Origin of the sequence: Dorea sp. AGR2135, from assembly GCF_000420885.1 — a bacterium.
Lineage (GTDB): Bacteria > Bacillota > Clostridia > Lachnospirales > Lachnospiraceae > Dorea > Dorea formicigenerans.
The window spans coordinates 116730-129899 of sequence record NZ_ATVU01000005.1 but is presented as its reverse complement, the minus strand read 5'-3'; the positions used below and the strand labels follow the sequence as shown (position 1 = coordinate 129899).

The following is a 13170-nucleotide window of genomic DNA, read 5'->3' as shown; positions in this document are numbered from 1 at the left end:
GGTCTCTATTTTTGTACATCAGATGAGCCATAATAGGAAAAAGGAGGTACAAATTATGTTGACAAATGAGCAGGCGAAGGAAAATCTAAAGAAATACGGACCGAATGAACTGGAAGAGGGAAAGAAAAAAAGTGTCTTTCAAATATTTTTAGAACAGTTCAAGGATTTTCTGGTAATTATTCTGATCATCTCCGCGGTGATCTCAGGATTTCTTGGAGATGTGGAGAGTGCGATTGTAATCTTTGTAGTTATTACGATGAATGCGATTCTTGGAACGGTGCAGACGGTGAAGGCGGAGCAGTCGCTGAATAGTTTGAAGCAGCTGTCGGCACCGGATGCGAAAGTTGTACGTGACGGGCAGTTAATGCAGGTACCGGCGAGAGAAGTGACCGTCGGTGATGAAGTAATTGTGGAGGCGGGAGACTTAATCCCGGCAGATGGAAAGTTACTTACAGTTGCAAGTCTTAAAGTGGACGAAAGTGCACTGACAGGTGAGAGTCTTCCAGTGGAGAAGTCTTTAGATGAAGTGCCGGAGGGCGCAGCACTCGGAGATCAGACGAACCGAGTATTTTCCGGAAGCTTCGTGACTTATGGGCGAGCATCTTATGAAGTAACGGAAGTCGGAATGAGTACGGAGGTCGGTAAGATTGCCGGGCTTCTGAAAAATGCATCAGAGAAGCAGACACCGCTTCAGAAGAATCTGGATGATTTTGGTAAGAAGTTGTCCATCACAATCCTTGTATTTTGTGGAATTTTATTTGCCATCAGCGTGATCCGTGGAGAATCGATTGTAAATGCATTTTTATTTGCGGTAGCGCTGGCGGTAGCAGCTATCCCGGAGGCGCTTAGTTCTATCGTGACCATCGTGCTTTCCTTTGGTACACAGAAGATGGCGAAGGAGCATGCAATCATCCGTAAGCTTCAAGCGGTCGAAGGACTTGGCAGTGTGTCAATCATCTGCTCTGATAAAACTGGAACTTTGACGCAGAATAAAATGACTGTGGAAAATTATTATGTAAATGGTGAGAGTGTCTGTTCCGGAGAGATTGATCTGAAGGATCCGGCACAGCGAGAGTTACTGATGTTCAGTATGCTTTGCAATGATTCTACAAATCAAAATGGTCAGGAGATTGGGGATCCGACGGAGACGGCTCTTATTAATCTTGGCAGCCTTTTGGGAGAAGATTATGCACAAGTGCGTGAAGAGTATCCAAGGCTTTCTGAGGTGCCGTTCGACAGTGACAGAAAACTCATGTCCACGGAGCATTTTATAGACGGACGGTATGTTATGGTCGTAAAAGGTGCGGTCGATGTGCTTCTTGAGCGTATGAGCCACATTCAGGATGGAGATACTCTAAGAAAGATCACAGAAGAAGACCGCGTCAGAATTGAAGTGCAGAATAAACATTTTTCAGAAAACGGACTGCGAGTTCTTGCATTTGCATTTAAGACGATGGAACAGGAGCAGGGGCTTACATTAAATGATGAAAATGACCTGACATTCCTGGGACTGATTTCCATGATGGATCCGCCAAGAGTGGAGTCTAAAGATGCAGTTGCGGAATGTATCAAGGCAGGAATCAAGCCAATCGTGATTACGGGCGATCACAAGGTAACAGCAGCGGCCATTGCAAAACGAATCGGAATTCTGGAAAATATGTCGGAAGCCTGTGAAGGTGCGGTCATCGAAGACATGACGGACGAAGAACTCCAGGAGTTCGTACCGAACATTTCTGTGTATGCAAGAGTTTCACCGGAACACAAGATCCGTATCGTGCGGGCATGGCAGGAGCGTGGAAATATTGTGGCAATGACGGGAGATGGCGTGAATGATGCCCCGGCACTGAAGCAGGCAGATATCGGAGTTGCCATGGGAATCACGGGAAGTGAAGTGGCGAAAGATGCGGCAGCTATGGTGCTGACGGATGATAACTTTGCAACGATCGTCAAGGCAGTGGAAAATGGACGAAACATTTATCAGAATATTAAAAATGCGATTCAGTTCTTGCTTTCTGGAAATTTTGCAGCGATTCTTGCAGTTTTGTACGCATCACTTGCAAGTCTGCCGGTTCCATTTGCACCGGTACATCTGCTGTTCATCAACCTTCTGACAGACAGCCTGCCGGCGATTGCGCTTGGACTGGAGCCGCACAATCCGGAAGTGATGAAAGAAAAACCACGTGCCATGGGAGAGTCCATTTTGACAAAACCATTTCTTACAAGCATAGGAGTGGAAGGTCTGTGTATCGGAATCATGACCATGACAGCATTTATGATCGGATATCGCGATGGAAATGCGGTGCTGGCAAGTACGATGGCATTTGGAACACTTTGCAGCAGCCGTCTGGTTCACGGATTTAACTGTAAAGCAAACAAACCGATCATTTTTACGAAACGATTCTGGAATAACATTTATCTGATCGGAGCATTTGTACTTGGCTGTCTTTTGATTACAGGAGTACTGATGATCCCGGCACTTCAGGGAATGTTCAAAGTGCAGACACTGACGGTAGCACAGTTGATGACTGTATATGGACTGGCTCTTTTGAATCTGCCGGTTATTCAGCTGCTGAAATGGATCAGAACGCGAAAGAAATAGAGGATTTGACAGGATATTGGATAAAGGAAGGAATTGAATGGAACTGAATAAGGAAAATATGCGGAAAATCCGGGAGCTGATTTTGTTCACAGCACTGCTGATCGTGGTACTGTGGAAATATGAAGAGGTGTTGGAGGTACTGGGATATGTGGGACATCTGATCTTTCCATTTCTGCTTGGAGGAGCCATTGCATTTGTACTGAATGTACCGATGAACTTTATCGAGCGGCACTTGTTTACGGAAAAAGTAAGAAAAAATAAAGTGGCAGATAAGCTTGCAAGACCGGTGAGTCTGTTGAGTGTACTTTGTATCGTAGTTGGCGTGTTGACGGTAGTGATCTTTGGTGTTGTACCTCAGCTTGTAAATACATTTGGAAATCTGGGGCAGAGTATTACCCAGTTCATCCCACATGCACAGGCGTGGGGGAAAGAGGTCTTTCATGGAAACAAGGAGGTTGTCGAACTGATCAACAGTGTACAGTTTGACTGGGACAAGATTGTGGAGACACTGATTGATTTCCTGAAAAATGGTGCAGGAAATATGCTGAATTCGACACTTACCGCTGCAAAAAGCATTATCAGCGGAGTTTCAACATTTGTCATAGCTTTTGTATTTGCGATTTATATTTTGCTGCAGAAGAAAAAGCTTGGGATACAGGCGAAAAAGGTACTGTTTGCATTCGTACGAAGAGGTCGTGCGGAGGCTGTGGTGGAAGTCTCTTCCCTGACTTACAGAACATTTTCAAGCTTCCTGACCGGACAGTGCCTGGAGGCTGCGATTCTTGGAAGCATGTTCGTATTGGCCATGACAATCTTCCGGCTGCCGTATGCACTGCTGGTAGGAATCTTTATCGCATTTACCGCACTGATACCGATCTTTGGAGCATTCTTAGGCTGTGCGGTGGGAGCATTTTTAATCTTCATGGTCGATCCCATGAAGGCACTTATGTTCATCGTGTTGTTTCTTGTGCTCCAGCAGATAGAAGGGAACCTGATTTATCCGCATGTAGTAGGTAATTCTGTAGGGCTGCCGTCCATCTGGGTGCTGGCGGCGGTCAGCATCGGAGGCAGCCTTATGGGCGTGGTCGGAATGCTGATATTTATACCGATCGTGTCGGTGGCATATGCACTGTTCCGGGAAATTGTGTATCTGAAGCTGAAAAAACAGGGGGTAGATCCGGTAGAGCTGGAGGATTAATAAAGACAATTAAGTCAGACCAATGAAGTGCTTATGTGTAGAATAATGTTAGAAATTAAGAAAAGTTCGTGAAGTTTAGTGTGAAAAAACGATGAAAATACATTGATTTTTACACGAATAATTCATATACTATATTTAGAACAAGTTTTGAGTATGAAGGGAGGACGGTATATGTACAGGAAAATCATGGACTTTTTGGAAGAGTGGAAGAATGAGGAACATAGAAAACCACTTATTTTACAAGGCGCGAGGCAGGTAGGAAAGACATATGCGATTTTGGGATTTGGGCGTACACATTATGAGAACGTAGCGTATTTTAACTTTGAAACAAACCCAAAGCTAAATGAAACATTTGAAGAAAATATCAGTCCAGATTATTTAATACCGATTTTATCCCATATTGCAGGGCAGACAATAGTGACAGAAAAAACTTTGATCGTGTTTGATGAAATACAGCTTTGTGAACGAGCATTGACTTCATTAAAATATTTTTATGAAGAAAGACCAGATTATCATATTATAGTGGCAGGCAGCCTTCTCGGTGTTGCGGTGAACAGGGCAAGATTTTCATTTCCAGTCGGGAAAGTAGATATGAAGACATTGTATCCGATGGACTTGGAAGAATTCATGATTGCAATGGGCGAGAAATCACTTGTAGACCAGATTAAGAAATGTTTTGAGACAAATGAACCGATGCCGTCTGCGCTCCATGATGCAGCCATGCAGCTTTATCGACAATATCTGGTTGTGGGAGGAATGCCGGAATGTGTCATGCAGTTTGCAGAGACCAGAGATTATATACTGATTCGTCATACACAGGATACGATACTTGCAAGTTATCTTAATGATATGAGCAAGTACAACAATTTAAATGAAATTAAAAAGACAAGACTTGCATATGACAATATTACAGTTCAACTTTCAAAAAAGAATACCAGATTTCAATATAAACTGATAAAAAAGGGTGGAAGAGCTTCTGAATTTGAAAATGCAATTGAATGGCTTTGCCTGTCGGGGATTGTTTCACAAGTCTACAAAGTGGAACAGATCAGGAAACCATTGGAAAATTACCGGGATATAGATGCGTTTAAAATTTATGTGTCGGATTTGGGATTATTGTGTGCAAAGAAAGATATTGTGGCAAATGATGTCCTTTATATGGTGGAAGAGTTGAATGACTTTAAAGGTGGTATGGTTGAGAATTATGTCAACGTACAGCTTACTATTAATGGATATAATACCTACTATTGGGAAACTGAGCGGGGCGCAGAGATAGATTTTATTATTCAGCGTGAAGGTAAGCTGATTCCAATAGAAGTGAAGTCTGCGGACAACACAAGGGCAAAGAGCCTGAAGGTTTATATGGATAAGTATAAACCCGATTATGCGATAAAGCTTTCAACGAAAAATTTTGCATTTGAAGATGATAAAAAGATAGTTCCGCTTTATGCCGCATTTTGCATTTAAATGGAAGAAAATTTAATAAATAAGACATTAAGATACCGCTGGAGCTACTGATAGTAATTGCCAGCGGTCTTTTCATACAATCAGGAAAATGTGCGAGATAATGCCGGATTGTTACCAGTTATGCCAATGGATTCCATATATATAGAAAAAATGTTATGATAAATAGGGATTTTGGATTTATCAGGATGAACTGGTGAAGCTGCTGATCAGGGGAAAAGAGAGGTGCCTATGGAACGGACAAAAAGAAAAAATGTGTTTCGAGCAGAACTTATTATTTTTCTGGCTGTAATTGCAGTCAGTCTGCTAGTTTTGTGGATCCGCTGGGAGAATTCCCATGCCACTTATAAGAATTATGATATTGTCGTGAAGAAGAATGTGTATTGTGAGAAGACGCAGACAGGGCGAGTGGATCTGCAGATCAGGCGAAAAGGCGGAAAGAAGGTCAAGCTGCTGCAGACACAGCAGGAGCTTAAGCAGAGCCAGTCTTTTCAGATTGTAGAAGATTCTTATAAACTGGGGATTGTCGATGATGCGTCTGCCTATGATGGAAATATTTATGAGCAGAAAAATGCCGGTGGGACGCAGTATCTCACGCTTTATTATGTAAACCATGAAGCTTCCGGCAGGCAAGGGAAAATGCATCTGGTGATGAATGACGCAAAAACGGGTAAGGAGCTTATCAACATTAAGACATCACCAAAAGTCAAAAAGGACGCGCGCAGATATGAGTACCGGGGAAAAGATCTGTATGTGAGTGAGGAAGGAATTCTGTTAGATGCGGGAACTGACGAAGAATTTTATAATTCGCAGGCAATGACGGCTGGGCTTATGACAGTATGCTGGAAAAATGGGAAAGAGAAACAGATCCAGTTTGATCCAAATGCAGACGTATCAGAATATGAAGCTGCGGATATTATCGTCCCGAAAGTGACTTCCACAGGGAAAGAAAAATCAGAAAGGATCCACTGCTATTATGCCTTGGAACTTAGTGACTGGGAGAATATCCGTGAAATAAAGCTTGGAGAAAATGTATTTGCGAAAGCAGAGAACCTGGAAAAGGCGACAGACGATTTGAACAAAAAGAAGAAAAAATCGAAGGAAGAAAAAGCAAAAGAAGAAGCCGAAAAGAATGCAGAAAATCAGAAAAAGAAGGAATTTTATACAACAAATATGTCTTTATTGAACCAGCCGGAAGATTTTCACATTTCTGATTATTATATTACGAATAAGGTGATTGCAGGCAACCGATATTATATTGATGAAAATCATGTACTGTGGGGACAGGGCATGAACTACTATGCCCAGCTTGGAATCAATCACCCGGAAGATGTGGGCAACTGGTATCATGAGGAGTACATGGAACCTCAGAAAATAGCCGAGCATGTTGTTCATGTAGACGCATCAGCCAATGGATATTTTATGATGTATCTCACGGAAAATGGAGAACTGTACGGCGCAGGTGCGAATCTGCAGGGAATTCTCGGAAAAGAACCAGGCGAAAACGATGCCATGAATCCACAGCAAAATGTGGTGAACCAGCCGAAGCTTCTGATGAGTGATGTGTCTTATATGCGGGCTGGTGCGACCTGTGCGATTGCACTGAAAAAGAACGGGGAAGCGTATTGGTGGGGTGAGTTTATGTCCGGCGAAGCAAGCAGCATTTACGGGGAAGGAACGCTGGTTTATACCGAACCGCATAAGATGCTTGATCAGGTAATTTACGTCACGACCAGCAACAGACGTTCAGCAGCGATAACGATGAATGGTGACCTGTACACCTGGGGCGATAACACCTATGGCCAGTGTGGATATACCGGTGAGAAAACATTTCTGATGGAGCCGGAAAAGGTCATGGAAAATGTACGAATGGTCTGGTGTGATGAGATTGAGCAGAATGCAATTTGGACAGATCTGGCAAATGTGAACCCGAATGATTACGGTACGACCTGTTATGATGATACATTTATCCTGAAAAAAGACGGAAAGATATACGCCGCCGGAACAAATATTGGAACTGATTCCAAGCGGAATACTCCATACGGAGAAGGGGAAGACGATGAGCGGTCGGACGAAAATAAATGTACGACATATTCCGCAAAATTCCTGCCGATAGAAGTAAAAGAATATGTGCCGGAAAGCAATCCGACAGAAGAGTATACCGGAGAAAAGAAGATTCAGATTGAAGGAACCGCGGCAGAAGGACTGGCGGAGTAGGGGAAGCTGCTATGAGAAAGAAAATATGTATAGGTCTTTTGGCAGTTCTATTGGGAACAGGAGTGGGAGCTATGCTTGTCAATCACATATGGAAAGAGCCAAAACAGGGAGTAGATCTGGGAGCGACACAGATGATTGTAAAAGAGTTGACTGTGCAGACTCTGGAGCAGGTTTCTTGCAGTGACTCTGTAAAGGAAAATCTGAGAGAATCAGGAAAAGATATAAAGATTCCGATTTTGACGGTAGATATAAAAAATTCTACAAAAGACAGGCAGTCATTTACCGTTTACCAGGTGAATCTGGAAGTTGGAAAATGGTCTTCGGCAGTGAGCTGGGATTTATTTCCGGAAATGAATGACAACTCAGAGTTAGTCTGGTCGATACCGCCAGGCGAAACGAAAACAATCGTCATACCATATGTGGCGTACAGACAACGCATGTCTGAAAGTGACTGGGAAAAATTAGATCAGGATAATATGAAGCTAAGATTTAGCGTAGTGCAAGGCAGTATTACGGTGAATGTAAAATAAAATATAAGTAAAAAGCAATTAACGGTAGTAGGTTAGTTGCTTTTTTTGTTAAATTTTCTTTTTATATTACGAAATATAGAAAAGAGGTGGCAATGTGGAAAAGTTTTTTTGTTATGTATTAGGTGTACTAGGAAGTTTTATTAGTTGTGTACATGGTAAATGTGATATACCATTGAGGACATTAATATTGTTTATGATTATTGATTATATATCAGGAATTTTAATTGCTGTATTTTTTAAGAAATCACCTAAGAGTGAGAAAGGAACTCTAAAAAGTGATGTGGGATGGAAAGGAATATGTAAAAAAGGAATGATGCTTATATATGTATTTGTTGGTGTGCATCTTGATATCTTGATGAATAATGATTATATAGGAAATACTATTTGTATAGGATTTATTGTAAATGAATTAATTAGTATTATTGAAAATGCAGGAATTATGGGAATTCCAATGCCAACTGTTTTGAAGAATATAATTGATATTTTGAATGAGAACGGATAAATATTGTGATAAGTTTACAAATCATTATGAAATATCTTCTTTATAAATAAGTGATCACTAGAAAAGAAATAAAGGAGATGTTTTAAAATGAGTGAAGCAAAAGGAGATTCAAGAGTAACTGAGGTTCAGGAATGGTTGAATGAGACATATGGGGCACAATCCTGGTTTACGAAACTGACAGTTGACGGAATGACTGGAGCAGGTACATGCAAAGCTTTGTGCAAAGCCCTGCAGTATGAAATTGGCGTGAAAAATGTTGATGGAGTTATTGGAGCAGGAACATTGGCAGTATGCCCGACAATTGGAGCTACAGTAACAAATACAAATCTGATTAAGATTATTCAGTGCGGTTTCTACTGTAAGGGATACGAGTGTGGGGGAATTACCGGACATTATGGTGCGGCAGTAGAAATAGCGGCTCAGAAATTCAAAATGGACGCAGGATTTGATGCTGGAAATGGAGAACTCCAGCCTATATTTATCCGTGCATTGTTAAATACGGATGCATTTGTTCTTGTAAAGAATGGAAAAGATTATGTGCGAGAAGCACAGCAGTATTTAAATAATACATATATCGTTAAATTAAGCAACTGGGCACTAATTCCGTGTAATGGAATTCCGGACCGAAATATGATGAAAGCAATTATTGCCGGATTGCAGTATGAAGAGGCTAATCATTCTACATCAGGAGTAGATGGAATTTACGGAAAGAATACTTTATCAAAAGCGCCAACGCTATCTTCGGGTACAGCAAAAACTGCTTATGTGAAAATTGTACAAATGTGTCTGATGTGTATGATGGAGACAAATGCAGGTATGGATGGAGCATTTGGAAGTGCGTTAAAAAAACAGATTGAAGAATTTCAGAAATTTTATTGTCTTTCAGGGGTAACATCAGGAACAGTAGACAGGATTACATGGGCTTCCTTACTGTCAAGTAAAGGAGAAACTTCAAGGGCGGCAAAAGCGTGTGATACATCTACCGTATTAAATTATGCAAAAGCTAAGTCACTGTATGATGCAGGATACCGATATGTTGGAAGATACTTATCAGGAACAGTAGGCGGCAAAAGATCGAAAGCGATGACAGCAGAAGAAATTGCAGATATATTCAAGGCAGGATTAAGAATTTTTGCAATTTTCCAGGAAGGAACACCAAGCTTAAATAGATACACAGCAACGGTTGGTAAAGAAGAGGCACAAAAGGCAGTAATGGCAGCACGGCAACTTGGAATTCCTGAAAATGCAATTATATATTTTGCAATTGACTATGACGTGATGGATAAAGATATAGAAAGGGTGAAAAGATATTTTGAAGGAATCAAACGAGTCATAAATAGATATGGAAAATATTATCGAGTCGGAATTTATGGTGCAAGAAATGTGTGTACAAAAATTTGTGAAAGTGGATTAGCAGAAAGTTGCTTTGTAAGTGATATGTCCACCGGTTTTAGTGGAAATTTGGGGTATAAAATTCCGAAAAACTGGGCTTTTGACCAGTTCCATGAATATCAGTTCTCGTCGTTGGATGGAACGTTTGGATTGGATAAAAATGGATATTCGGGACAGTATTCAGGTTTTGATACAGTGACTGTTGATAATCAAATGATTCCAGATATAAGTGATGAATATCGTAAGAAAAAAGCCAGTGCATTATTAAATACAATTGGGATTCCGCTTCCGTCAAATTTCCAATGGGGAAATAAGTGGACCATTGAATTACCAGGAGCAGAAGTTACTATATGTGTGTATAAAAGTGCTAGCAAATTACCTTCGACAGAAGGAATGTTATCATTTAATATAAGTGATGGAGAAATTGATACAACATTAGAAGAAAAAATGAAAGATGTATATGGAAAATTAGATTCCAAATTTACAAAAGATATCGGCTTAACAACGCCTTCTGCAATGTTTGGGATGGCAACGCAGATAGAGAATGGAGAAATCTCTTATTCATATGGTATAGACATAGAGGGAAATTTGATTTTTAAGTGTGTTAGTAAACAAGTTTTAAGAAGTGAGGGACCGGTAGAGTATTCGAATGGATATGAATTTGAATACAAAATCCATAAGTCAGATGAACAAGATCCTGAAACGGATAAAGTCTATGATTTTGAAGAAATTAGAGCAAAAATAGAGGCACAGGATCCGGTAACTCAAATATTATTTTTTATTACCATAATAATAGTAGCAGCAAAAGCAGCTGTTGAACTTGTGCTAACTGTTATTAGGATTATAGTGTGGATTTTAGGAAGATTTTTGGCTTAACTCATAATAATGGAAGGGCTGTTTTTTGTTACAGCCCTTTCGATATTTTTGAATTAAAAAAAGTGGAAAAAGATAAATAGTTAGAAGGAGTTAAAAATTTTTTCTCAAGAAAGAAGAAGTCGTCACATTTTAGAATAAGCAGGTAGAGAGAGGAAGTTTCATAAACACGGCTTATAGAATCATATGAAATTTTTATGAGAGCATGAGTGGTGCAGTCGTAACAAATATAGAAATTTTCATAAAATTCAAATTGCATTGAAAAAGTATGGGAGTATTTCCGGTAATAATTGTTATATTTTTTTTGTACTAATAGTAGAGGAGAAACGAAATAATATAACAGAACAATAAAACTGTAGAAAATGAAAAAGGCAGTAATACTATACTCGTGAGAAGATATAGAAAGAAAACCACCTAAAAGAGAGGCTATAGCTGAAATAAGATAGAATTTAAAAGACCATTTGGAGCGAAAAAAATATGCAAGTTCTAAGGTATATTTTTTTTTAAATGAACTTGAAAAAGTAAAAAGTATATCTGATTGATTATTTGCATTAGATAAAGTATTTGAATTCATTACAATTTTTACCTCTTTTCATAGAAATAAAATTAAGAAAATCTATTAAAGTTCCTTTGTAAAATCCATTTTTATTTATTAAAAGGTGAGTTTGTGTATTTGCTAAAACAATTAAATGAGTAGTATGAGCGACAAAGGAAAATTCTGAGTAGTGATATTGCATATGAGAATGATTACATAAATTATAAATTTCAATGTAATCTTCAAAAAAATAAATGTCTTCAATAATATCGGATTGATACAGAAAAGTATTTTTTTTATAAATTTTATGAATGCTTTGATAAGGTAAGAGAAACCAGAAAATCGGGATTAAAATAGCACTTAAGGTAAATATGAGAAAAAGTAGAATAAGGTGAAAATAATGAAAAGAACAGTAAGCCAGAATCAAAAAAAGAATTGAGAATGAATAGCAGGCTATCCACCCTAAGATGATGCGGTGAAAAACAGTAATAGATTCATAGAGAAGGGATTTAGTATGTACTGTGTGGTTTATAAATAAAGGTTGCTGTGTATTATTTGTTTGTATTTTCATGAATTATAACGTCCTCCAAACATTTTTTTAAGTATATCATGCTTAGGGACTTTAAAGAAACAGCTTTGGTACATATAGTACAATTATTTAGCTAAATAGTAGAATTAAACTATATAGCTAATAAAATATAAAAACTATCTCTATTAATACATTTTAGATTACTCAACTTATCTATAGAATTGAGTGTAGAAATGTATTGGAGGAGAGAACATGGATTACAAGGAACTCGGAAACCGCGTACGGGAAGCGAGAACAATATATGGTATCACACAGAGTAATCTGGCAGAGAGAGTTGGCTGTTCTGTCCAACACATTTCGCATATAGAAACTGGTCATACAAAAGCAAGTTTACCATTATTAGTAAAAATCGCGAATACATTGCATGTCTCTGTAGATTATCTGGTACAGGATAGTTTAGAAGAAAATTCATCAGAATTATCGATTTCGATAGAAGTACGTTCAGAGAAGGAAAAAGCACTTATATACAGTATCGTAGATGGATTAAGAAAAGGGTTAGATAATTTTGAATAAGCAGAGCAAGAACATATGTATTCATGTTTGTGACGACAATCCAGTAGCTATTGAAGAGGCAATAAAAATAACGAAAGATCTTTTGAATGAAGAAGGATTGGCAGCAGAAATCATCACATACAAAGACGGAAATCAGTTCACGGAAAGATATAAAGAACGTAAAGATGAATTGATAATTTTGGATATAGAAATGCCGGGAAAAAGTGGGCTGGATATTTTGAAAGAATTTGAAACACATTGTAAAAATAATCGTGTTATTTTACTTACAGCATATGACAATCTGGCATTACAGTCTTTAACTTATGGTCCATTTCAAATTGTTCGAAAGGATTTAATGGAAATCGATTTGGAAAAAGCAATTCGAAGATTTCTGAGAATAAGAAATGAACAGAATGCACAACTGGAAATAAAAGAAGATGGAATGCAAAGAGTTGTAGATATAAAGGATATCTTTTATATAGAAAAACGACGAAATTATTCATACATTTATTTGAAAGATCGTCGTTGCGTAAAGGTTCGAAAGAATTTGCGAGATTATGAATTTGAGCTGGCTGGCAAAGGGCTTGTCAGAGTTCATGCAGGATATATGGTAGCAATGAAATATTGTGCCAAAATTGAAAAAGGTCAGATTGTCATGGAAGATGGAACAGAAATCCCGATTAGCAGAGACAGAAAGAATATGGTAAAAGAGCAGTTTATGATAAGCAGAAGAAAATAAAGCCTTCTGCTTTTTTGATGCGTATTTCGACATATATCGA

General features: G+C 38.9%; 11 protein-coding genes. 9 read left to right on the top strand and 2 right to left on the bottom strand.

The window, feature by feature from the left end; genetic code table 11:
• Positions 1 to 55: 55 nt before the first annotated feature.
• From G593_RS0105320 to G593_RS19010, 7 genes are all read left to right on the top strand, one after another.
• A complete protein-coding gene (locus tag G593_RS0105320) occupies positions 56 to 2599 on the top strand; it encodes a cation-translocating P-type ATPase (RefSeq protein ID WP_029731014.1) in 2544 nt (847 codons plus the stop codon).
• 37 nt (positions 2600 to 2636) lie between these two features.
• The gene (locus tag G593_RS0105315; protein WP_029731013.1) at positions 2637 to 3797 is read left to right on the top strand and encodes an AI-2E family transporter; all 1161 of its coding nucleotides are present in this window, start codon (positions 2637 to 2639) and stop codon (positions 3795 to 3797) included.
• 171 nt (positions 3798 to 3968) lie between these two features.
• Positions 3969 to 5264, top strand: a complete 1296-nt coding sequence (locus G593_RS0105310; RefSeq protein WP_029731011.1) for an ATP-binding protein — start codon at positions 3969 to 3971, stop codon at positions 5262 to 5264.
• A gap of 228 nt (positions 5265 to 5492) precedes the next feature.
• Positions 5493 to 7478 (top strand): hypothetical protein, encoded by a 1986-nt coding sequence (locus G593_RS0105305; protein ID WP_029731010.1) that lies wholly within the window; start codon positions 5493 to 5495, stop codon positions 7476 to 7478.
• A gap of 11 nt (positions 7479 to 7489) precedes the next feature.
• Entirely contained in the window at positions 7490 to 8008 is a 519-nt protein-coding gene (locus tag G593_RS0105300; protein ID WP_005338223.1) for a hypothetical protein, read from the top strand.
• Positions 8009 to 8102: 94 nt separating this feature from the next.
• Complete coding sequence (locus G593_RS0105295; RefSeq protein WP_005338221.1) at positions 8103 to 8510, top strand: phage holin family protein; 408 nt, start codon at positions 8103 to 8105, stop codon at positions 8508 to 8510.
• An 87-nt stretch (positions 8511 to 8597) separates the two neighbouring features.
• Positions 8598 to 10778, top strand: a complete 2181-nt coding sequence (locus tag G593_RS19010) for a glycoside hydrolase domain-containing protein (RefSeq protein ID WP_005338219.1) — start codon at positions 8598 to 8600, stop codon at positions 10776 to 10778.
• A 28-nt stretch (positions 10779 to 10806) separates the two neighbouring features.
• Here the strand turns inward: G593_RS19010 and G593_RS21720 are convergent, their stop codons facing one another.
• Positions 10807 to 11034, bottom strand: a complete 228-nt coding sequence (locus G593_RS21720) for a YcxB family protein (protein WP_432705702.1) — start codon at positions 11032 to 11034, stop codon at positions 10807 to 10809.
• A 292-nt stretch (positions 11035 to 11326) separates the two neighbouring features.
• Positions 11327 to 11881 carry a hypothetical protein gene (locus G593_RS0105280; protein WP_005338216.1) on the bottom strand — a complete coding sequence of 185 codons (555 nt, stop codon included), beginning with the start codon at positions 11879 to 11881 and terminating at the stop codon, positions 11327 to 11329.
• Positions 11882 to 12091: 210 nt separating this feature from the next.
• Between G593_RS0105280 and G593_RS0105275 the strand changes: the two genes are divergently transcribed.
• Both G593_RS0105275 and G593_RS0105270 read left to right on the top strand, forming a co-directional pair.
• The gene (locus G593_RS0105275) at positions 12092 to 12412 is read left to right on the top strand and encodes a helix-turn-helix domain-containing protein (protein ID WP_005338214.1); all 321 of its coding nucleotides are present in this window, start codon (positions 12092 to 12094) and stop codon (positions 12410 to 12412) included.
• Complete coding sequence (locus G593_RS0105270) at positions 12405 to 13130, top strand: LytR/AlgR family response regulator transcription factor (RefSeq protein ID WP_005338212.1); 726 nt, start codon at positions 12405 to 12407, stop codon at positions 13128 to 13130. The genes G593_RS0105275 and G593_RS0105270 overlap by 8 nt, the downstream gene beginning before the upstream one ends.
• Positions 13131 to 13170 lie beyond the last annotated feature (40 nt).

Bases quoted from the DNA above. Each gene is read 5' to 3' on its own strand.
- G593_RS0105305 (WP_029731010.1), top strand. From the start codon at position 5,493: ATGGAACGGACAAAAAGAAAAAATGTGTTTCGAGCAGAACTTATTATT.
- G593_RS0105310 (WP_029731011.1), top strand. From the start codon at position 3,969: ATGTACAGGAAAATCATGGACTTTTTGGAAGAGTGGAAGAATGAGGAA.
- G593_RS19010 (WP_005338219.1), top strand. From the start codon at position 8,598: ATGAGTGAAGCAAAAGGAGATTCAAGAGTAACTGAGGTTCAGGAATGG.
- G593_RS0105275 (WP_005338214.1), top strand. From the start codon at position 12,092: ATGGATTACAAGGAACTCGGAAACCGCGTACGGGAAGCGAGAACAATA.
- G593_RS0105280 (WP_005338216.1), bottom strand. From the start codon at position 11,881: ATGAAAATACAAACAAATAATACACAGCAACCTTTATTTATAAACCAC.
- G593_RS21720 (WP_432705702.1), bottom strand. From the start codon at position 11,034: ATGCAATTTGAATTTTATGAAAATTTCTATATTTGTTACGACTGCACC.
- G593_RS0105300 (WP_005338223.1), top strand. From the start codon at position 7,490: ATGAGAAAGAAAATATGTATAGGTCTTTTGGCAGTTCTATTGGGAACA.
- G593_RS0105315 (WP_029731013.1), top strand. From the start codon at position 2,637: ATGGAACTGAATAAGGAAAATATGCGGAAAATCCGGGAGCTGATTTTG.
- G593_RS0105320 (WP_029731014.1), top strand. From the start codon at position 56: ATGTTGACAAATGAGCAGGCGAAGGAAAATCTAAAGAAATACGGACCG.